The 19,046-nt window shown below is 61.8% G+C and carries 28 protein-coding genes and 3 tRNA genes; 10 read left to right on the forward strand and 21 right to left on the reverse strand.

Going from position 1 to position 19,046, the window contains the following annotated elements; translation table 11 throughout:
* Nucleotides 1-2: 2 nt before the first annotated feature.
* Genes LB553_RS00725 through LB553_RS00740 form a run of 4 tightly spaced genes read right to left on the reverse strand, consistent with a single transcriptional unit; the run spans nt 3 to nt 3,785 of the window.
* Complete coding sequence (locus tag LB553_RS00725) at nt 3-1,067, reverse strand: ABC transporter ATP-binding protein (protein WP_224509446.1); 1,065 nt, start codon at nt 1,065-1,067, stop codon at nt 3-5.
* Nucleotides 1,064-1,846 (reverse strand): ABC transporter permease, encoded by a 783-nt coding sequence (locus LB553_RS00730; protein ID WP_224509449.1) that lies wholly within the window; start codon nt 1,844-1,846, stop codon nt 1,064-1,066. The genes LB553_RS00725 and LB553_RS00730 overlap by 4 nt, the downstream gene beginning before the upstream one ends.
* Before the next feature lie 2 nt (nt 1,847-1,848).
* The gene (locus LB553_RS00735; protein ID WP_224509452.1) at nt 1,849-2,694 is read right to left on the reverse strand and encodes an ABC transporter permease; all 846 of its coding nucleotides are present in this window, start codon (nt 2,692-2,694) and stop codon (nt 1,849-1,851) included.
* 8 nt (nt 2,695-2,702) lie between these two features.
* Complete coding sequence (locus tag LB553_RS00740) at nt 2,703-3,785, reverse strand: spermidine/putrescine ABC transporter substrate-binding protein (protein WP_224509455.1); 1,083 nt, start codon at nt 3,783-3,785, stop codon at nt 2,703-2,705.
* Between the two features lie 93 nt (nt 3,786-3,878).
* On the opposite strand from LB553_RS00740, the gene LB553_RS00745 reads away from it, so the two are divergent.
* On the forward strand, nt 3,879-4,493 hold the full coding sequence (locus tag LB553_RS00745; protein WP_224509459.1) for a TetR/AcrR family transcriptional regulator: 615 nt from the start codon (nt 3,879-3,881) through the stop codon (nt 4,491-4,493).
* A gap of 28 nt (nt 4,494-4,521) precedes the next feature.
* On the opposite strand, the gene LB553_RS00750 is transcribed toward LB553_RS00745, so the two are convergent.
* A complete protein-coding gene (locus tag LB553_RS00750; protein ID WP_224509463.1) occupies nt 4,522-4,722 on the reverse strand; it encodes a DUF2905 domain-containing protein in 201 nt (66 codons plus the stop codon).
* A gap of 177 nt (nt 4,723-4,899) precedes the next feature.
* A tRNA-Thr gene (locus LB553_RS00755) sits at nt 4,900-4,975 on the reverse strand.
* A 151-nt stretch (nt 4,976-5,126) separates the two neighbouring features.
* On the opposite strand from LB553_RS00755, the gene LB553_RS00760 reads away from it, so the two are divergent.
* Together LB553_RS00760 and LB553_RS00765 are read left to right on the forward strand one after the other, a co-directional pair.
* Complete coding sequence (locus LB553_RS00760; RefSeq protein WP_224509465.1) at nt 5,127-5,294, forward strand: hypothetical protein; 168 nt, start codon at nt 5,127-5,129, stop codon at nt 5,292-5,294.
* Between the two features lie 158 nt (nt 5,295-5,452).
* Nucleotides 5,453-5,764 carry a BA14K family protein gene (locus LB553_RS00765; protein WP_095767586.1) on the forward strand — a complete coding sequence of 104 codons (312 nt, stop codon included), beginning with the start codon at nt 5,453-5,455 and terminating at the stop codon, nt 5,762-5,764.
* Between the two features lie 120 nt (nt 5,765-5,884).
* On the opposite strand, the gene LB553_RS00770 is transcribed toward LB553_RS00765, so the two are convergent.
* Nucleotides 5,885-6,343, reverse strand: coding sequence for a hypothetical protein (locus tag LB553_RS00770; RefSeq protein ID WP_224509468.1), 459 nt, complete (start codon nt 6,341-6,343; stop codon nt 5,885-5,887).
* 105 nt (nt 6,344-6,448) lie between these two features.
* On the opposite strand from LB553_RS00770, the gene LB553_RS00775 reads away from it, so the two are divergent.
* Nucleotides 6,449-6,808: a hypothetical protein gene (locus tag LB553_RS00775; protein WP_224509471.1), complete on the forward strand. Its 360-nt coding sequence runs from the start codon at nt 6,449-6,451 to the stop codon at nt 6,806-6,808.
* A 100-nt stretch (nt 6,809-6,908) separates the two neighbouring features.
* Here the strand turns inward: LB553_RS00775 and bhcR are convergent, their stop codons facing one another.
* Nucleotides 6,909-7,730 (reverse strand): HTH-type transcriptional regulator BhcR, encoded by an 822-nt coding sequence (gene bhcR, locus LB553_RS00780; protein ID WP_224509474.1) that lies wholly within the window; start codon nt 7,728-7,730, stop codon nt 6,909-6,911.
* Nucleotides 7,731-7,933: 203 nt separating this feature from the next.
* On the opposite strand from bhcR, the gene gcl reads away from it, so the two are divergent.
* The 3 genes from gcl to LB553_RS00795 all read left to right on the forward strand — a co-directional run bounded on the left by gcl (nt 7,934) and on the right by LB553_RS00795 (nt 11,534).
* Entirely contained in the window at nt 7,934-9,715 is a 1,782-nt protein-coding gene (gene gcl / locus LB553_RS00785; RefSeq protein ID WP_224509476.1) for a glyoxylate carboligase, read from the forward strand.
* Nucleotides 9,716-9,743: 28 nt separating this feature from the next.
* On the forward strand, nt 9,744-10,541 hold the full coding sequence (gene hyi / locus LB553_RS00790; RefSeq protein WP_224509479.1) for a hydroxypyruvate isomerase: 798 nt from the start codon (nt 9,744-9,746) through the stop codon (nt 10,539-10,541).
* A 105-nt stretch (nt 10,542-10,646) separates the two neighbouring features.
* Entirely contained in the window at nt 10,647-11,534 is an 888-nt protein-coding gene (locus tag LB553_RS00795; RefSeq protein WP_224509482.1) for a 2-hydroxy-3-oxopropionate reductase, read from the forward strand.
* Between the two features lie 52 nt (nt 11,535-11,586).
* Here the strand turns inward: LB553_RS00795 and LB553_RS00800 are convergent, their stop codons facing one another.
* The gene (locus LB553_RS00800) at nt 11,587-12,447 is read right to left on the reverse strand and encodes a TrmH family RNA methyltransferase (protein ID WP_224509485.1); all 861 of its coding nucleotides are present in this window, start codon (nt 12,445-12,447) and stop codon (nt 11,587-11,589) included.
* Nucleotides 12,448-12,646: 199 nt separating this feature from the next.
* Between LB553_RS00800 and LB553_RS00805 the strand changes: the two genes are divergently transcribed.
* Nucleotides 12,647-12,731: transfer RNA gene (locus LB553_RS00805), tRNA-Tyr, on the forward strand.
* Between the two features lie 86 nt (nt 12,732-12,817).
* Nucleotides 12,818-12,891, forward strand: a tRNA-Gly gene (locus LB553_RS00810).
* A gap of 79 nt (nt 12,892-12,970) precedes the next feature.
* Here LB553_RS00810 and LB553_RS00815 read toward each other — a convergent pair.
* From LB553_RS00815 to LB553_RS00850, 8 genes are read right to left on the reverse strand one after another with little or no spacing between them, the layout of a single operon-like run.
* A complete protein-coding gene (locus LB553_RS00815) occupies nt 12,971-13,978 on the reverse strand; it encodes a tyrosine-type recombinase/integrase (RefSeq protein WP_224509489.1) in 1,008 nt (335 codons plus the stop codon).
* Entirely contained in the window at nt 13,965-14,171 is a 207-nt protein-coding gene (locus tag LB553_RS00820) for a hypothetical protein (protein ID WP_224509494.1), read from the reverse strand. The genes LB553_RS00815 and LB553_RS00820 overlap by 14 nt, the downstream gene beginning before the upstream one ends.
* Nucleotides 14,168-14,473, reverse strand: coding sequence for a hypothetical protein (locus LB553_RS00825; protein ID WP_224509496.1), 306 nt, complete (start codon nt 14,471-14,473; stop codon nt 14,168-14,170). The genes LB553_RS00820 and LB553_RS00825 overlap by 4 nt, the downstream gene beginning before the upstream one ends.
* A complete protein-coding gene (locus LB553_RS00830) occupies nt 14,470-14,811 on the reverse strand; it encodes a hypothetical protein (protein WP_224509499.1) in 342 nt (113 codons plus the stop codon). Before LB553_RS00830 ends, LB553_RS00825 begins: the two co-directional genes overlap by 4 nt.
* Entirely contained in the window at nt 14,808-15,101 is a 294-nt protein-coding gene (locus tag LB553_RS00835) for a hypothetical protein (RefSeq protein ID WP_224509502.1), read from the reverse strand. Before LB553_RS00835 ends, LB553_RS00830 begins: the two co-directional genes overlap by 4 nt.
* Nucleotides 15,098-15,448 carry a hypothetical protein gene (locus tag LB553_RS00840; RefSeq protein ID WP_224509505.1) on the reverse strand — a complete coding sequence of 117 codons (351 nt, stop codon included), beginning with the start codon at nt 15,446-15,448 and terminating at the stop codon, nt 15,098-15,100. Before LB553_RS00840 ends, LB553_RS00835 begins: the two co-directional genes overlap by 4 nt.
* Nucleotides 15,441-16,100, reverse strand: a complete 660-nt coding sequence (locus LB553_RS00845; RefSeq protein ID WP_224509508.1) for a hypothetical protein — start codon at nt 16,098-16,100, stop codon at nt 15,441-15,443. Before LB553_RS00845 ends, LB553_RS00840 begins: the two co-directional genes overlap by 8 nt.
* Complete coding sequence (locus tag LB553_RS00850) at nt 16,097-16,558, reverse strand: hypothetical protein (protein WP_224509511.1); 462 nt, start codon at nt 16,556-16,558, stop codon at nt 16,097-16,099. The genes LB553_RS00845 and LB553_RS00850 overlap by 4 nt, the downstream gene beginning before the upstream one ends.
* 98 nt (nt 16,559-16,656) lie before the next feature.
* Between LB553_RS00850 and LB553_RS00855 the strand changes: the two genes are divergently transcribed.
* On the forward strand, nt 16,657-16,911 hold the full coding sequence (locus LB553_RS00855) for a hypothetical protein (RefSeq protein WP_224509514.1): 255 nt from the start codon (nt 16,657-16,659) through the stop codon (nt 16,909-16,911).
* Here LB553_RS00855 and LB553_RS00860 read toward each other — a convergent pair.
* From LB553_RS00860 to LB553_RS00875, 4 genes are read right to left on the reverse strand one after another with little or no spacing between them, the layout of a single operon-like run.
* Nucleotides 16,908-18,119: an RNA-guided endonuclease InsQ/TnpB family protein gene (locus LB553_RS00860; protein ID WP_224509517.1), complete on the reverse strand. Its 1,212-nt coding sequence runs from the start codon at nt 18,117-18,119 to the stop codon at nt 16,908-16,910. The genes LB553_RS00855 and LB553_RS00860 overlap by 4 nt on opposite strands.
* Entirely contained in the window at nt 18,116-18,508 is a 393-nt protein-coding gene (locus LB553_RS00865; protein WP_224509521.1) for an HNH endonuclease, read from the reverse strand. Before LB553_RS00865 ends, LB553_RS00860 begins: the two co-directional genes overlap by 4 nt.
* A complete protein-coding gene (locus LB553_RS00870) occupies nt 18,492-18,677 on the reverse strand; it encodes a hypothetical protein (protein ID WP_224509525.1) in 186 nt (61 codons plus the stop codon). Before LB553_RS00870 ends, LB553_RS00865 begins: the two co-directional genes overlap by 17 nt.
* Nucleotides 18,674-19,012: a hypothetical protein gene (locus LB553_RS00875; RefSeq protein WP_224509527.1), complete on the reverse strand. Its 339-nt coding sequence runs from the start codon at nt 19,010-19,012 to the stop codon at nt 18,674-18,676. Before LB553_RS00875 ends, LB553_RS00870 begins: the two co-directional genes overlap by 4 nt.
* Nucleotides 19,013-19,046: the final 34 nt, after the last annotated feature.

Here is a 19,046-nt window from a genome sequence, read left to right on the forward strand (position 1 = left end):
GATCAGTCCGCCAATAAGATGATGTCTTGAGCCTGGCATGAAACCGGGATCGTGTCGCCTGCCTGAATGGCAGCGGAAGCGGGCGCCTTCGCGATAAATTGCAGTGCAGGATCCAGCGTCGAGGTGGCCAGCACGCGCTTGAAACTACCCTGGAAGACGACATCGCCGACCTTGGCCATGCCCAGCGTGACATTGCCTTTCGCTTCGCCAAAAAACAGGTGCTCGGGTCGGATGGCGAGCGCGACCGTGGCATCGGCAGGCGAGACACCGGGCAGTGAAATCGGCCCGAGCGCCGTCATGGCCGTGACGGTCCCATTCTTCGCCTCGGTAACGGTGCCGACAAGGATCGTGCTTTCGCCCATGAAGGTGGCGGAAAAGCGCGTCGCCGGCCGCGCATAGACCCGCTCGGGCGGGCCTTCGTCCTCGATCCGGCCCTCATTCATCACCACGCAATGGTCGGCCAGCGCCATCGCTTCTTCCTGGTCGTGCGTGACATGGATAAAGGCGGTGCCGACGCGCTTCTGGATCGCCTTCAGCTCGTCCTGCATCTGCCGGCGCAGCTTGAGATCGAGCGCACCGAGCGGCTCGTCGAGCAAAAGCACCGCGGGCTCGATCACCAGCGCGCGGGCCAGCGCTACGCGCTGCCGCTGGCCGCCGGAGAGCTGATGCGGCTTCTTGTCGAAGGCGGCCGCCAGCCCGACAAGCGCCAGTGCCTCGCGCGCCTTCGCCGCCCGGGTCGCGCCGTCAACGCCCTGCATGCGCAGCCCGAAGCCGACATTGCCGCCGACGCTCATATGCGGAAACAGCGCGTAGTCCTGGAACACGGTGGTCGTCGGACGCTTGGCCGGCGGCAGTGCGGTGCAATCCGCGCCGCGGATGAACACCTTGCCCTCGCTGGGCGTGACGAAGCCGCCGAGAATCGAAAGCAGCGTGGTCTTGCCGGAGCCGGACGGCCCGAGCAGGATCGTATAGCTGCCGGGCTCGATGGCGAGCGAGACGCTCTTCAGCACCGCCAGCTGACCGAAGCGGTGCGAGACGCTGCGGATGTCGACCAAAGGCGCGCTCATGCCGGCTTTCTCCGCAACAGCGTCAGTTCGAAAAACACCACCAGGACGATGGAGACGGCAAAGACCAGCGAGCCGACGGCATTGGTCTTGGGGTTGAGGCCGGAACGCAGAAGGTTCCAGATCTCCACCGGCAGCGTCGTTTCGAAGCGGGTGAGCAGGAAGGAGATAACGAACTCGTCCCAGGAGAAGGTCATCGACAGGAAGAAGCCGGCGAAGATCGCCGGCGCCATCACCGGCACGGCGATCATGAGCAGCACCTTCCACTCGGCGGCGCCGAGGTCGCGCGCGGCGCGTTCGATGTTGATCTGGTGGTCGCCCATCTGGCTGTAGATGATGGCGAAGCAGAGCGGCAGGTTGATCACGACATGGCCGATGCCGGCCGCGAGCAGCGATTTCGGCACGCCGGCCCAGTTGAACAGCACCAGCAGACCCATACCGATGATGAGATAGCTGACAGTGAGCGGCAGCGTGATCAGGCCGCGCAGTATGGCCGAGCCCGGCAGCACGAATCGCGCGAACCCCCAGGCTGAGAGGAAGCCGAGCGTGACCGAAACGAGCGAGGAGAGCACCGCCACCAGCAGCGAATTGAGGAGCGCCGAGGTAAGCCGCGCGTCGGAGAGCACCGCCTGATACCAGCGCAGCGACGGGCCGGTGAAGGGCGGGATCGGGAAGGAGGTCGCCTGCAGCGAGAACAGCACCAGCACGACCACCGGCAGGAAGATGAAGCCGTAGATGGCGATGGCGTAGACCCAGGCGGCGAGGCGAACGGCGGCGCGCATGGTCAGGCCCGCTCGATCTTCAGCCAGCGTGCGCAGGCGAGATAGGCGATGGTCACAACAGCCATCAGGATGATCGACAGCGCGGACGCCAGCGGAAAATCGCCGCGGCGGCCGATCTGCATCATGACGAGCTGCGGCATGACCAGCTCGTTGTTGCCGCCGAGGATCTGCGGCGTGATGTAGTCGCCGATGCAGAGCACGAAGGTGAGGAAGGCGCCGACCATGATGCCGGGCAAGGTGAGCGGCAGCACGACATGCAGGAAGGTGCGCACCGGCCCGGCGCCCAGATCGGCGGCAGCCTTGCGGCAACTCGGGCTGAGCTGCTTCAAATTGGCGAAGATCGTCAGCGTCAACAGCATGACGAAGAAATGCACGAAGCCGGTGACGGTGGCGAAACGCGTATTGGCAAGCTGCAGCGGCTCGCCGATCAGGCCGATGCCGGTCAGCGCCCGGTTGATGACGCCGTTTTGCGCCAGCACCAGCAGCCAGGAATAGGAGCGCACGACATGGGAGGTCCAGAACGGCAGCACGGCCAGCATCAGCGCCAGCCGCTGCCAGCGTTCGGGCACCATCTCGGCAAGGATCCAGGCAAAGGGATAGGCAAGCAGGATCGAGATGACGGTGACGATCGCCGTCACCTCCAGCGAGTTCACCATTGCCCGCCAGTAGGACGGATCGGTGAAGAACTGGCTGTAATTGGCTAAAGTGAAGCCGCCGCCTTCATGCGCCGTGAGGCTGGAAAACCCCATGGCGATGAAGGGCAGCACGAAGAACGCACATGTCCATGCCAGCGCCGGCGTGACCAGCGCCCAGGGCAGGGCACGCGAATTGTTTCCCGCGAATGCCATCGGCCGATTTACTGCGCCTGGAGCATCTCGGTCCACATGTCCTGCATCTTCTTGTCGAGAACGGCGTTCGGCGCCGGATAGGCTTGGGCGCGGGCGAGGAAGCCGGGCTGCTCGTCGAAGCGCAGGATCTTCTTCTGATCGTCGGTGAGCGCCGCCTTCTTGTTCGACGGCATCCCCCAATAGCAGGAAGAGGTCGCAAGCCGCGCCTGGCCCTCGGGGCTCAGAATGTACTGGATGAATTTCAGCGCCATGTCCTTGTTCTTGGAATCCTTGAACATGGCGAGCGACTGCGACCAGAGCACAGCACCCTCCTTCGGGATCGAGAAGTCGAGCGCCGGGTTTTCCTTGGCAAGGCCGGCCGTCACCCATTCGCCGCCGCCGACCAATATGTCGACCTCGCCGGTGGCGAGAGCGGTCTGGCTGGCCGTGACCTCGCCGACCAGCTTGGCGTTGGCCTTCATCTTGAGCAGTTCGGCCTTGAGGGCAGGCAGATCGGCCTCGGTGAGGTCGGCGGTCTTCTTGCCGATGGCCAGAGCGGCCATGCCGATCACCGGCAGGTAATAGTCGTAGATCGCGATCTTGCCCTTGTATTTGTCGCTGGTGAGCGACACCAGCGACTGCATGTCGGCCGGGTCGACCTTGGTCTTGTTGAAGCCGATCGTGTTGTAGCCGAACTTTTCGGTGATGCCGTAGCGCTTACCGTTGACGACGGTCGACTTGTCCATCTTCACTTCGGGAAACAGGTCGACGAAGGGCAGCTTGTCCTCGGGCAGCGGCTCGAACAGGCCTTTCTCGACGCCGCGGGGCACGTCGACGGAATCGATCACCATCACGTCCCAGTCGCCGGGTTGCGACTGGTCGACGATGGCGAGCCCCGCGCCGGTGCCTTCGAATTCCTTGACGTTGACCTTGACGTTGTTGGCTTCCTCGAAGGGCTGCAGCAGGGCCGGGTCGGAATGGTCGCACCAGATCAGCGCGTTGAGATCGGCCGCCTGGGCGCCTCCGGCAGCGAGGAGCAGCGCCGCAGCCGCGCAAGCGGCTGAAAGATGAGACTTCAGGGTGGAAAGCGGATTCCGAATGTTGACGGTCATCGAGTGTTCTCCCTGCCTTGCTGGCTTGTTGGAAGAAAAGTTGAACCAATTCTAAAATTGAGTCAATTATGATTTTGTGGCAGAGAGGCCGATATGAGCGGATTGCGCGAACGGCAGAAGGCGGACCGGCACCGCCGCATCATCGATGCGGCAACCGCGCTGTTTCGCGAGGCCGGCTATGAAGGCGCCAAGATCGAGGCGATCGCGACGCAAGCCGAGGTCTCGATCGGCACCATCTACAATTACTACCAGAACAAGGGCGACATCCTCGGCGCCATCGTGTCGATGGAGGTCAACGAGGTGCTGAATGCCGGGCGAGGGGTGGTCGCCAACCCGCCCGCCAATGTCGGCGACGCGCTGGACACGCTGATCGGCATCTATATCGAGCACTCGCTGAATTATCTGAGCAAGGAGATGTGGCGCCAGGCAATGGCGATCTCGACGCAATTGCCCGACAGCCCCTTCGGCCAGGCCTACACCGCGCTCGACCGGGAATTGACCAAGCAGATCAGCGCGCTGATAGTCCGCCTGCAGGAACTCGGCCTTGTGCGCCCGGACATAGACGGCCCGGCGGTGGGCGAGCTGATCTTCAACAACATGAACATGATGTTCATCGAGTTCGTGAAGCGCGACGAGGCTAAGATACCGGAGCTGCGCGCGGCGATACGGCGGCAGAACAGGGTGCTGGTGGCGGCGGTCGGGGTGTGAGTGCGAAAACGCTACCGCCGAAGTGCCCCTAACGGTCGATCAGCCATAGGATCGCCGAGACCACGACGCTGATCAGTATTCCCGTGGTGATGGGAACGTAGAGCCTGAAGTTCTCGCGCTCGATCAAGATATCACCAGGCAACCTGCCAAGGCCGATCCGGGCCACCCAGGGCCACAGCAGACCTACGGCAACCATACCGAGACCAACGATGATCAGTGTTCGCGACATGGCGGCATCCTGCCGGAATAGCATCCTGCCGGAAATATAGAGCGACGGATCTTGCTGGCGGGGCTGCTTCCCCGCATCTGCGTCACGCCACTAGCGATCATAACAGGCGTGCTTAGCCGCGTGCGCTCGCGAACAGCGTTTGTTCGAAGGGGCAATGCGGTCGTCTCCGCTACAGGATGGTGCCCCCGGCAGGGATCGAACCCGCGACCTTCGGTTTACAAAACCGCTGCTCTACCAGCTGAGCTACAAGGGCACGGCGCTCCGGTAGCACATTTCGTGCGCCAGTAAAGACAAAACTCCGTTTCGGGTTGCCAATGGATGCCGCCGCTTGGCCGGCATGCTGAAAAGCGGACCGCCGCTTCCTACATCTTTGTCAGGTGCAATCGCATCGAACGGGGTGCCGCATGATCAGATTTGTCATCATCCTGCCGCTCATCGTCGTGACCTGGCTTTTGCTGGTGAAAGCCGTCAGCGATCTGAAGAAGGCCAATATCGACTGGACCGGCGTCGCCACCTTCGTCGGCTTCATCGTGCTGGCCTTCTGGCTGAGGCACATCATGGGGATGGGTTAGCGAATAGGGAATAGCGGATAGGGTGGCCGGATCGCGAATTGTCCCTATTCGCTACCCGTATTCGCTGTCGCAAAAAAATTTCGAACCTTTTTCCGGGCCGCAGCGACAGACGATCAAGAGGCGGATAGTTCGCCTCTCCACCGAAACAGGAGATCGTCATGTTCAAGCGCACCATCGTTTCCGGCCTCATCGCCACCACCGTCGCGGCCGGCTCGCTCGTCGGCACCGTCCAGCCTTCGGCCGCCCACGACCATCACCACCGCCGCGAGCTTGGCATCGGCATCGCCGCCGGCGTCGGCGGTTTCGTTCTCGGCAGCCTGCTTGCTCAGCAGCAGCCCCGCAGCGTCTATGTCGAAGACGACGGCTATGACTCGATCCACGTCCGCCGCTGCTACGCCCGCTACGCCAGCTATGACGAGCGCACCGACACTTATATGAGCTACGACGGCCCGCGCTATTGCAGGCTCTAGGAGGGAGCTAACTCGACGGCCAGTAAAGAGGGGCTGCCCGCAGCCCCTCTTTTGCGTCTGGGCACAAAGCATCCCTGATTGGCGTGATTTGAACCGGACAATGTTCCCGCCTGCATCAGTTCAGGAACTGGGCTTCAGCTCCGGCAGCGCCAATCCCGCCGCCTTGCAGGCGCCGCTGACTGAAACGGCATTTATCGCAATGAGTTCGAAGCTGTTTCCGGCATCGGGATAGATCTTGCCGATGAAAGGCTCGTTGCCGGGAGAGCCCTTGTCGTCGACAGAGCCGCACACCACGATTTCGTGGCGGCCGTTCAAACTGCGCTCGCCGGCAAGCATAGTCCCGAATTTAGCAGCGATAGGGTTCTTCAAATGCTGGCGCACGCCAGCGGTGATGATCTCCTCCAGAGCCAGCGAGATCGGAATGAGATCGACCAGCGGGTTGCTGCTGGGGCTGCCGATCGGCTCGACCGGCGGTGTCGCCGCCATGCATCCGCAAAGTGAAGCGGCGGATAGAAGGTAAACTGTTTTCCGCATTCGTGCCCTTTTGCGTGCATCCCGACGCCCCGGCAAGACGGTCAAGTCCGGGCCTGGCTATCGCCGGTCGACCTTGCCGAGAAACCAACGATGTACAGCGATTTTGCGAGCGTTTAATCTGGCTTTGACGGCAACCGAGGGAAGGTTCGCTTGGACAATCAGGATCCCAAGGAAGAACGGGTCGAACCGGTTTTCCGCAACGGCACCATCACCATCGTCGGCATCCTGCTGGCGTTCTCGCTAGGCTTCATCACCCATTGGGCGGCCAACCCGATCCCATGGCAGACTTATCATCTGATTGCCGTCCTGCCGATCCTGGTCGGCATCGCGCTGCAGATGCGGGCGCTTGCCATTCTGCTCGACATCAAATCCCTCCAGCGAAGCATTCATGACCGCGCCTGTCGGATATTCATCGCCGGCCTCATCTTGGCGGCCTGTGGCGTCGGCCTGGCCATCCTGCTCGATTTCTTCGACATATCGGCAAAGAGCCCATTGCCGGGCGCGTCCTAGAGCAATTCCAGGAACAGTGTGAGCGGTTTCCGTCCGGAATTGCGGTAAAACAAGAAGATAGTGCGTTTCGCCGTTTCCGTGAAACGGTGAAACGCACTGGTCAGTAGGCTTTCACGCCGCCAATCATCTTCGTCACTTCGACCGCGGCGTCGCGCACCAGCGGACCGATTTCGGCCAGCCGCTCGGGCGTGACCCGCACCGTAGGTCCGGACACCGAAACGCCGCCGAGCGGCTCGCCGAACTCGTTGAAGATGGCGGCGGCCACGCAGCGCATGCCGGGATGGCGCTCCTCGTCGTCGACCGACCAGCCGCGATGCTTGATAACGGCCAGATCATGGGCAAGCGCCGAGATGTCGGAAAGCGTCTTGTCGGTATAGCGCTGCAGGCCCGCCTTGCGCAGGATAGCGGCCACCCGTTCCGGCTCGAGATGCGCCAGCACCGCCTTGCCGATGCCGGAAGCATGAAAGGGGCTGCGCGTGCCCGGCCGGAAGAAGGCGCGGATCGCCTGGTGCGTTTCGACCTGGCTGACGAAAACGACGCAATCGTCCTCGGCGACGCCGAGATTGGCGGTCTCGCCGGTCTTTTCCATCAATTCCTGCATGACGATGCGCGCGCGGTCGACCAGCTTGCGCCGACGCAGGAAAGCAGCGCCCATACGGTAGGTTTCGACGCCGACCGACCAAAGCTGGTCGGCCGTATCGAACTCGACCATGCCGTGGTTCTCCAGCGTCGTCAGCATGCGATAGGCGGTGGAGGCGGCGATGCCGCTTTGCGCCGCGATTTCACTCAGCGACAAGCCGCTGGCCTCGGCGACAATCGCCAGGATCCGCAGCGCCCGGTCGAGCGACTGCACCGAGGCCGCTTCGGACGGGCCATTGAAGGCGCGCGGCCTGCCGCGCTGGCGTTTTTCCGTCGTTTCCATAGGCGGCATTCTCGCCGGTTTTGATTCGGATGCAATGAAAAAGTTTTTCAGTCGTTTCTGCGATGGGTTTTCTGGAAAACGAAAAGTGAAGCAAAATCAGCTTATAACAGCCGTTTCCTGGAAATGGAAAAATATTCTGAAAAAATTGAAAAATCGGAGACGCGCTGTCATAGTCAAGCCAACCAACGAAGTGGAGGCTTGTCATGGCCAGGATGCGCGCTGTCGACGCGGCGGTTCTCGTTCTCGAAAAGGAAGGCATCACCAATGCCTTCGGCGTGCCGGGCGCGGCGATCAATCCGCTCTATTCGGCGCTGAAGGCGCGCGGCACCATCCGCCATGTGTTGGCACGCCATGTCGAAGGCGCCTCGCACATGGCCGAAGGTTATACGCGCGCCAAGGCCGGCAATATCGGGCTCTGCATCGGCACCTCCGGTCCGGCCGGCACCGACATGATCACCGGCCTTTATTCGGCCTCGGCGGATTCGATTCCGATCCTCTGCATAACTGGTCAAGCTCCCCGCGCGCGCCTCAACAAAGAAGATTTCCAGGCCGTCGACATCGCTTCGATCGCAGCACCTGTCGCCAAATGGGCGGTCACCGTCATGGAACCTTACCTGGTTCCAATGGCGCTGCAGAAGGCGTTTCACCTGATGCGCTCATCGCGGCCCGGACCTGTGCTGGTCGACCTGCCGCTCGACGTGCAGCTTGCCGAGATCGAATTCGACATCGACGCCTATGAGCCGCTCGCTCCCTTCAAGCCGGCGATGACGCGCGCCCAGGCCGAGAAGGCGCTGGCGATGCTCAACGAGGCGGAAAAGCCGCTGATTGTCGCCGGCGGCGGCATCATCAACGCCGACGCTTCCGATCTTTTGATCGAATTCGCCGAAGTCACTGGCGTGCCGGTCATCCCGACTTTGATGGGCTGGGGCGCGATCCCCGACGACCATCGGCTGATGGCTGGGATGTGCGGACTGCAGACCTCGCACCGCTACGGCAATGCGACGATGCTGGCCTCCGACTTCGTCTTCGGCATCGGCAACCGCTGGGCCAACCGCCACACCGGCTCGGTCGACGTCTACACCAAGGGGAAAAAATTCATCCATGTCGACATCGAGCCCACCCAGATCGGCCGCGTCTTCGCGCCGGATCTCGGCTTCGTCTCGGATGCGGGCGCCGCGCTGAAGATCCTGCTCGACGTTGCCACGGAGTTGCGCACCGCCGGCAAGCTGCGCGACTGGTCGGGCTGGGCAAAGGAGTGCCAGCAGCGCAAGAAGACGATGAAGCGCAAGACGCATTTCGAGCAGGTGCCGTTGAAGCCGCAGCGCGTCTATGAGGAAATGAACAAGGCGTTTGCCCGCGACACCACCTATGTCACCACGATCGGCCTGTCGCAGATCGCCGGCGCGCAGTTCCTGCACGTCTACAAGCCGCGCAACTGGATAAATTGCGGCCAGGCCGGCCCGCTCGGCTGGACGCTGCCGGCGGCGCTCGGCGTGCGCGCCGCCGATCCGGATCGCGACATCGTCGCGCTTTCCGGCGACTATGATTTCCAGTTCATGATCGAGGAGCTGGCTGTCGGCGCCCAGTACAAGCTGCCTTACATCCACGTCGTTGTGAACAACGCCTATCTCGGCCTCATCCGCCAGGCGCAGCGTGGTTTTTCGATGGATTACGAGGTGAGCCTTGCCTTCGAGAACGTCAACCGTGCAGGCGATCCGGAGGCCGGCTACGGCGTCGACCATGTCGCGGTGGCCGAGGCGATGGGCTGCAAGGCGGTCCGTGTGAAGAAGCCCGAGGAATTCGCCGGTGCCTTCAAGGAGGCGCAGCGGCTGATGAAGGAGCACCAGGTTCCAGTGGTGCTGGAATTCATCCTCGAGCGCGTCACCAACATTTCCATGGGCACGGAAATCGACAAGATCACCGAGTTCGAGGAGCTTGCCGAACGCAACGAGGATGCGCCGACGGCCATCATGATGCTCGATTGAGGCCTGGCGAGCGAAGGAGAAAAAAGGAATGCCGCGTTTTTCAGCTAATCTTTCGATGCTCTTCGGCGAGCATGAGTTCTTCGATCGTTTCGATGCCGCCGCCCGCGCTGGTTTCAAGGGCGTCGAATATATCGGCCCGTATGACCATGCCCCGGACGTCGTCGCGGCGTGGCTGAAGAAGAACGGCCTGACGCAGGTTCTGTTCAACCTGCCGGCCGGCGACTGGGCGAAGGGTGAGCGCGGCATTGCGGTGCTGCCCGACCGGGTGCCAGAATTCAGGCAGGGCGTGGCTAAAGCGATCACCTATGCGCATGCGCTGGGCTGCGAACAGATCAACTGCCTTGCTGGCATCGCGCCGCAGGGTGCCGATCGTACTGTCTTGGAAAACGTCTTTGCCGAAAACCTCGCCTTCGCGGCCGAGAAACTGGAGCAGGCCGGCATCAGGCTCTTGATCGAGCCGATCAACACCCGCGACATCCCCGGCTTCTTCCTGAACTATTCCGACCAGGCCCTGGCGTTGATCGACCGCATCGGCTCGAAGAACCTGTTCCTGCAATACGACATCTATCACATGCAGATCATGGAGGGGGATCTCGCCCGTACCATCGAGGCGAACCTCGGGCGCATCGCGCATATCCAGCTTGCGGACAATCCCGGCCGTCACGAGCCGGGGACGGGCGAGATCAATTATCCCTTCCTCTACGACCACATCGACCGCCTCGGCTATTCCGGCTGGATCGGCGCCGAATACAAGCCGAAGGCCGGCACCGAGGCCGGGCTCGGCTGGTTCAATGAATTCGCCGGGCAGGGCAGCGCGGCGGCTTAAGAGCGTCCTTCTCCCCGTCTCTATAAGGGGAGAAGGTGCCGGCAGGCGGATGAGGGGCAGCGCCGGCCTTCGATGAGTTAGATCAAGCTTTCAGGAGCGACACCAATGGAAACCATCGGCTTCATCGGCCTCGGCATCATGGGCGCGCCGATGGCGGGGCATCTGCTCGATGCCGGCTATCCGGTCGTCGCTAGCGACCATCGCTCCAGGCCGTCTGCTGACCTTGTCGCCAAAGGGCTGAAGACCGTTTCCGGCCACAACGCGGTGGCGAAGGCCGCCGACATCATCATCACCATGGTTCCGGATACGCCCCAGGTGGCCGAGGTGCTGTTCGGCGAGAACGGCGTCGCCTCCGGCTTGGCCAAGGGCAAGCTCGTCATCGACATGAGCTCGATCTCGCCGATCGCCACCAAGGAATTCGCCAAAAAGGTCAACGAACTCGGCTGCGACTATCTTGACGCGCCGGTGTCGGGCGGCGAAGTCGGCGCCAAGGCGGCCTCGCTCACCATTATGGTCGGCGGCGAGGAAAAGGCCTTCGAGCACGCCAGGCCCGTGTTCGAGAGGATGGGTAAGAACATCACGCTGGTCGGACCGAACGGCGTCGGCCAGACCACCAAGGTCGCCAACCAGATCGTTGTGGCGCTCACCATCGAAGCCGTCGGCGAAGCGCTGGTCTTCGCCTCGAAGGCGGGCGCCGATCCGGCCAAGGTCAGGCAGGCGCTGATGGGCGGGCTCGCCGCCTCGCGCATCCTCGAAGTGCATGGCGAGCGTATGATCAAGCGCACCTTCGCGCCGGGCTTTCGCATCGAGCTGCACCAGAAGGACCTCAATCTGGCGCTTGAAGGCGCCAAGGCGCTCGGCGTCTCGCTGCCCAACACCTCGACCACGCAGCAGCTGTTTAATTCCTGCGCCGCCAATGGCGGAGCCAAGGAGGATCACTCGGCGCTGGTGAGAGTGCTGGAGCGGATGGCGGGGCATGAAGTGGGTGAATAGTGAATAGTGAATGGGGGCGCGTCCTGACCATTCACCATTGACTATTCACCATTCACCTTTTCGCCAGGAATTTCCTCGCCGCATAAAGGCTGACCGCCGCCGCATTCGATACGTTGAGCGAGTGGATGGCCCCAGGCATGTCGAGCCGGGCGAGCGCGGCCACTGTCTCGCGGGTTTTCTGGCGCAGGCCCTTGCCTTCCGCGCCCAGCACCAGCGCGATTTTATCGCCGTCGAAGGTCTTTTCGAGCTCGGCCGGTCCTTCCGAATCGAGCCCGATGGTCTGGAAACCGGCCTCGTGCAACTGGCCCAGCGCATCGGCGAGGTTCTTCACCTCGATCTGGTCGATATGCTCCAGCGCGCCGGAGGCGGATTTGGCCAGCACGCCCGATTCCTGCGGGCTGTGGCGGGCGGTGGTGATCAGCGCGCCGGCGCCGAAGGCGACGGCGGAGCGCAGGATCGCACCGACATTGTGCGGGTCCGTCACCTGGTCGAGCACCAGCACCAGCTTTGTGTCGCCGAGCGCGTCGAGACGCTTCGGCGTGAGCGGCTCGGCCTCGATCAGCACGCCCTGATGCACGGCGTCGGACCCTGTGATCCTGTCGATATCCTTCGGCTCGACCAGTTCGGCCTTGAAGGGCAGGGCGGCAAGGTCGGGAATCGAAAGCCGCTCCGCGGCGTTGCGCGTCACCAGCATCTTTTTGATCTTGCGCCGCGGATTGTCGAGCGCGGCCCGCACCGTGTGCAGGCCGTAAAGCCGCACCAGCCCGTCGCCGGGCGCTTCGCCAGGCGGCACCGGCTGGCGCGGCCGGAATGCCGGCGCGCCGCCTGCCTTCTGGTCGCGATGCGCGCGCCTCAGCTTGGCATAATGGGTGTCCTTGCGCGTACCGGGCTTGTTGCTTTTATCGTCGCTCATGCCGGCCTCTATAGCCGTCCCGTCCGGCTAAGGATATGGGCTGGACAAATGAATGCCGAACATCCTCGAAAAACCCTGACCGCGCCGGTTGACACCCACCGGCCTTGCCGCCATAAGGCGCTTCGCTGATTTCGGAGAAGATCTTACTCGGGCTCCGGATCGGCGCGAACGCCTCGTTGCATGGCTCCGGCGGCAGACTGGAGAGGTGCCCGAGTGGTTAAAGGGGACGGACTGTAAATCCGTTGGCTTAGCCTACGTTGGTTCGAATCCAACCCTCTCCACCACTGCCGGCCCGGAAGCCCTGAAACGAAAAGTCTCGGACCGAAATGCATGGCGCTTTTCGGGTGAATCCGGTACCTCAGTGCAAGGCGCGGGTATAGCTCAGTGGTAGAGCAGCAGCCTTCCAAGCTGAATATGCGGGTTCGATTCCCGCTACCCGCTCCACCTTGCGCCACAAGGCTTTGAGCCACTTTCAGCAAGCCTGGAAACAGGACGGTTTTACACCGAGTTTTACTGGCTCCGTTCACTTTCTGGCCTCGTTCATCTTGCGAATCCGATCCTTGATGGCGGCCTGGCGATCGACATAGCGGCGGATGATCTTGCGCACGCTCTCTTCCTCCCAGCCCATAATCTCGCCGATCTCTCGCTCGCTCATTCCAGCCAGGTAGAACTTGGTCGCAGCTGTCCCGCGAAGGTCGTGGAAGTGCAGATCGATGCCGCCCGGCCACGCCTTGGCCTTGGCCTTCGTGTAGGAGGCGCCGAAGCCGGACCATGGCCGATTCTTGCTGTTGGTCAGGATGACCGGCGAGCGGCGCGGGATACGCGCCAGAACATCGCGGAGGGCGTCGTATAGCGGAATGATGGCCTCGCTCTTGGTCTTGCTGGTCTTGACGACAATGGCGTCCTCGCCGACGTGAGACCACGACAAGCGCAGCAGGTCGCCAAGCCGAAGGCCAGTATGGGCTGCCAGATCGACGGCATGGGCTATCTCTGGCGAGCACGTCTTTTTCAGGTGCGCAATGTCGGCATCGGTCCAGATGATCTCGGCTCGGGAGCCGCTATAGACCTGCCTGATACCCTCGCATGGGTTCGACGCGATCTTGCCGAGCGGATCAACGCAATAGGCCAGGACGCGCGAAAGCACCTGCATGCCATAATCCGCGGTGCGCGGCTTGTCGGCCCATTTGGCGCGCCACTTGATGATCAGCGGCCTGATCTTCTCGGATCGATCGAACTGCGCAATGCTCAGATCCCCGAAATGATCGTTGATCCGATCAAGCCAACGCGACCAGTTTCGGCGCGTGCTGTCGGCGAGCTTCTGATAATCAGGGCTCGCCTTGTAGAGGTAGACCGCTGACTTGAATTTCTTCTGGTCCGGCGCCCTATGGTTCGCCACGGCCTCGTTATAGGCGGCTTGGAACTCTGGCGTTCCCGGCACACCCTTGACCGCTGGACCGCCGCGCCAGGCATAGTAATACGTCCGGCCCTTGGCCTTCACGACATGAAGGCCCTTCAACTCAACCATGACCATGCTTCGCCTCGAATGCTGCTAATTCAGCATCGAGGTCGTCCTCTGCTGAGGTGTCAACCACCTCCGGCCTGTGTGTATCGGGGATAACCAGCATCGATCCGTCGCGGCCGAGCTTCACCATAACGCCATGTTCCCGGCAAAGCTTTGCGGCGCTTGCCAGTTCGGCCTTGGTGAAGCGCAGCGGCTTGCTCACCCTGCATCCCCCTTGCGCTCCATGAAGGCGCGGGCGGCGGAATCGTCTGGCTGCAACAGTTGGCTCAGATAGCTGTGCGCCTCCGTTGCAAGCATCCGGTTTTCCTCTCTGAGCCGGGAGAGTTCGTCTAGGATGGCGCTAATGTTCTCTGGGCTGCAAAGGTCAGTGAAGGCATCGATTGCCGACGTTGTGGCAGAGCTAAGATTGAAGATTCCTCGCGTTCCCCAATGCAGGTTGCCGACGCTCTCTAGCGCTTCGCGCATGCCACGCTCTATGCGCTCGATATCAGCCGGGTCGGTCATGGCCGGCCCCCAAGCTCGGGGACGCGGCGATACATTGCGCTATCCGGGTCGGGGCGCTCCTCCAGCCAGAGACGCACTTGTTCCGGGGCAAGCGACATGGCAACCTGCGTCGGAAGCATTCGCTTGCCGTTGTCAACGCAATCGCCGTTCGGCGTCATCAAATCTAGGATGAAGGCGAAGGGCGCCGTGTCGCTATCCGGCTCGGCGTCATCGGAAACTGCGGCATCTTGCTCCGCAATGAAGGATCGAGCCGCTTCCTCTGACAGGCCAGACCATTGGGCAAGCGCGACGAAACCGTTCTGCTCGAAATCCGCTACCGTTAGGACTACGTGGTTCATGGTCGCTCTCCATCGGTGCGCTCCAAGGCAGCGCGGCGGGCCATCTCTCGAAGGTATTCCGCGTCAGCAAACGCGCGCAGGGTGGCGCGATCAACAAAGCCGACACGTTTGCCGCATAGGGTGCATTCTCCCCAGCAGCCGGTATCGTCCGATTGGGTCGTGAATGTCTGGCAAAGGGAGAACCAGCACAGAATGCCGCGCGCCGCGCGCTGGAAGACGTTGCCTGGTAGAGCGGTGACAATCGGGTAGCCACCATGCTCGTTGTTCTGCTGGAAATCCTCTGGGCTCATGGCCTGCCTCCCGGAGCGGTGGGGAGAGAGCGCATGCGGTTGAACACCTCGCGCCACCAGAATCGGCCTTTAGGGTTCAGTGCCTCATGATTGTCGCCGAACCAGTAGCCATTATCATCCGGGCCTTCACCGTTAAGCCAGTCGAGCGCGGCCTTCGGCACCAGCACCATATCTCCAGATAGGGATGCGGCGGCTTCGACGATTTCGAGCAATTCGCAGGCATCATCATAGGAAAACTCGAATGTTTTCGGGTCATGGACGTGCAGGCGAAGACGATCCACGACAGTGGGCGCCTTGTTCAAATCTTCCAAGATTCGATTCTGCGCTTCCGTGACGGCGCTATTCATGTGCTTGATCCTTCGGAGAGAGGGCGGCGTCTGCTTCATCGACAAGCCACTGGCGCATTTCGTCCCGCAGCGTGAAGAACGTGTCGTTCAGCTCGGTACTGAATTTGGGGATCTCCATGAGCAGACTTGAAAACAGCGAAACCGAGCGTCCGATCATATCGTGCGCCTTCTCCAATACGGCTATACGAGCGCGGTCGGATGCGGCTTCCTCTTTTGGAACGTAGAAGATGCAGCTTCCGGGTGCGCCGCCATCGTCAGCGTGGAGGTATCCGGTGGCCGGGTCGAAGCCAAACGCCTGCCCGCTTTCGAGCGCCTCGTGCATGCCGCGGTTTTCCCGCTCCACCACTGCCAGCTTCTCGGCTTGGCTGGCGAGGAGGGCGGCGGCTTCGCGACCATTTCCCCCGAACGCGCTGAGGATGCTTTCGAAAGCGTCGCGCGGCCATGAACCGCCACCGCCTTCAGCGATGTATTTGCGCCACGCGTCCCAGTGGGACATGATACGCTCGTACTCTTCCGGATCGCTCCACTTCGTCAGTTGCGCCACCAGTTCGCCCACCTCTGCCGGTGGATGTGGATGCGGGGCGGCAAGCAAAGCCTGCTTTTCGCGCTCAAGACGTTCAGCGACGCGCCGCCAAGTATCTGCCTCGGTCATATTGCCTCCAAAAACAACGGGCCGGGCAGCATCTGATGAGCCGTCATCGGTTCCGGCATGGCATCGGGAAGGATTTGGAGGGCGTGCAAGCCGCCCTTGGTGAAGCCGGCGTGCTTGAAGCCTGCCTTCAGATAGCAACGGCCAAAATCTCGCTTGCGGCGCACTTTTGTGGTGTCAACGAACGTAACCATCCCGAGCGGTGGCGGCGGCCCGAAATAGGCTTTGGACGCGGCGAGCGCTTCGATGATCAGTTCCGACGACAGAGCAGCTGCTTCGTTGCGAAATGCCGAGCAAACCCATGCGCCAGCCCATTCGTGCTTGACGTACTCAGCGAACGGCCACGAAGTGATCCAGAACGCTTCACCTTGGCCCGTGCGGGCATAGAGGACGAGGCAGCGGCCCGGAGGGACGAACTGGGGCGAACCGATCTTTTGGCGGTTGTAATGCCTGTCAGCCAACGCTCTGGCGTTCCGGTCGGCGCGATGTGAAAGAGACCACCTCACGGCCGCACCCCCTCCACCGCCCCTGCCTTTGCATCTCCTGCGGGGAGAAGGGCATGATCGTCGTGGAACTTCAGCAGGGCGCGCTGCAGGCTTGCCCCAATCCGGTCCCCGCGCTCAATCATTGCGCGATCAACTTCGTCTATTTCCATAAGCTTCACTCTCTCTGGAGCGGCCGCCTGCCGCGTTTCAAACCAACCGAGGTAGTCTGCCGGCACGGGGCCATTCGTCCACGGTCCCCATTTGTCTTCCTTGTGGCGCCGCAAGCGATGCTGCATCTGCCCCCTCCTCTGCACTGGCGCGGCGGTTAACATCTTCCCCACCCTGAAGGACGGGGATTTCCTATTGGAAGTTCGCGCTTCATCGGAAAGCCAAAGCTTTCCTCCACGCGCATAAACGCCGTGTTCCGACGCAAGATGTTCAACGCCGCATTGGTGTCAGCATGCTCAACGTAACCACAATCAATACAGACGAAGCGAGCTTGGCTCTCGCGGCTTCGTTTGTCGATGCAATCGCATTGCGAACACTGTTGCGACGTGTAGGCGGGATCGACCTTTTCGAGCGTCCCGCCGCGCTCGGCAAGCTTGTAGGCAAGGATCGTCTCGAAGCCGAACCAACCCTGGTTAAGAATGCTGCGGTTGAGACCGGCCTTTTGCCGGACGTTACGCCCCGGCTCGGCCATAGTTCCGCGGCCGGAAGCGGTCATGTTGTTGATTTTGAGGTCTTCAAGGACAACCGTTCCGAAGCGGCAGGCAATATCGAGACTGGTCTTGTGATGCCAGTCCTTGCGAATGCGCGAGATGCGAGCAGAAAGACGCGCCACCCGGCGCAATGCCTTGGCCCAGCGCTTCGAGCCGCGCTTGCGTCGCGCCACCACCTTCTGGACGCGCCGCTTGCGTTGCTCTATCGCCTCAAGCGAGCGCGGCATGGACATCTGCTCGCCAGTCGAAAGCGCCAGCGTATTCACAACGCCACGATCAATGCCGACAGACGGGCGAGTATTGGCCGCCGCATCGTGCTCGATCTCGCGGGCGAAGCTGATGTGCCAGCCAAGCGCATCGACCGAGACGGTAACGTTCTTGAGCGTGCCACGCATCGGGCGAGTGTCGCGGAACTTCACCCATCCGATCTTCGGGAGGCGCACGGCAGACCATTTGCCGTTCAGCCGCTTGACATTGACCTCGCGACCCTGAAAGCGGAAGCTGTCATTGACGCCTTTGCAGCGAGATGTCGGATAGCGGGCGACACCTTTGAAGAAATTGGCGAACGCCTTGTCGAGATCACGCAGTGCCTGCTGCTGGCAGGTCTGCGACACAGCGGCAATCCAATCGTATTCGGCGCGGAGACGGGTCAGGTCAACGGCCTGCTGAATGTATCCGATGCGATGCGAGCGACCCCAAACCTGCCGCTGTTCAAGCGCGAGATTGTAGACCAACCGGCAAACGCCAGCGAACTGCCGGAACAAGGCTTCCTGCTCAGGTGCCGGAACCAGCTTGTATCGGAAGCCGCGAAGGATCATGGCAATTTCTCCTGAAATAAAGTTCTCGGAGGCAGCGGCATCTTGGTCTGCTGGCGCGGTTGCTTGGGCGGTTGTGGTATCTTGACCTTGACGCGCGTCTTCATGCCCATGAGGGATTGCGCGACGGTTTTTGCGGCGGTCGGCGTGTCATGGTGGGCCGTCTTGTAGCGGTGACACTTGACACACACGGCAGCGCAATTCTCCAGGCTGTTATCCTTGGAATTGGCATCGAGGATGATATGATCGTACTCGACGCCATGAGCTAAGCCTGCGTGGCAACGCTGGCCTGGTCCGAGTCCGTACCATTCGCCCACAGCCTCGCAGCGCATGTTGGAGCGCTTGAGAGCGGCCTTGCGTGTGGCGGCCGTGAATTCACGACGGTTGGCCATGGCTCTCCAACTCTTCCTCGATCGCCTCTGCCAGCCTCATTTCAAGGAGCGGCCCCGTCACCTCGTCATAGAGCATGTTGTGCAAATTGCGGGATGCCGTCGAGCGCTCTGGCTTTTTCGGTTCTGGCTTACGGCGCCAGTATCCCTCTACGTAGACGGGGGTGATCATGCGACTTTCCCCATGGCGCGATAGTTGCTCTGAACGGTGCGCCACGCCTCTATGACGGCCTCGCACTTGCTGCGCTGGTTGCGATATTCCTCGTCGGCCTCAACAGCCGCATAGAAGCGCTCGCAGGCTTGTTGGTAGGCTTCGTCCAGCACAGATCGCGCATCGCGCTCTGCAACGCTGCCTGTGGCGTTCAGGAAGGCGCGGGCCTTGGCTTGGCGCTTCTCTTCCTCACGACGCTCGCGCATGGCTCTTGCGGCTGCCGCCGGCTGCGCATGGCTTTCGAGCATGTCGAAGGCGCCATGCACAGTTTCGTCTCGAATGGTGAACCGCATCATTCTCGTTGCCCTTTCCGGGCCGGCATTCGCGCCG

The organism is Mesorhizobium sp. CA8, from assembly GCF_020164955.1.
GTDB lineage: Bacteria > Pseudomonadota > Alphaproteobacteria > Rhizobiales > Rhizobiaceae > Mesorhizobium.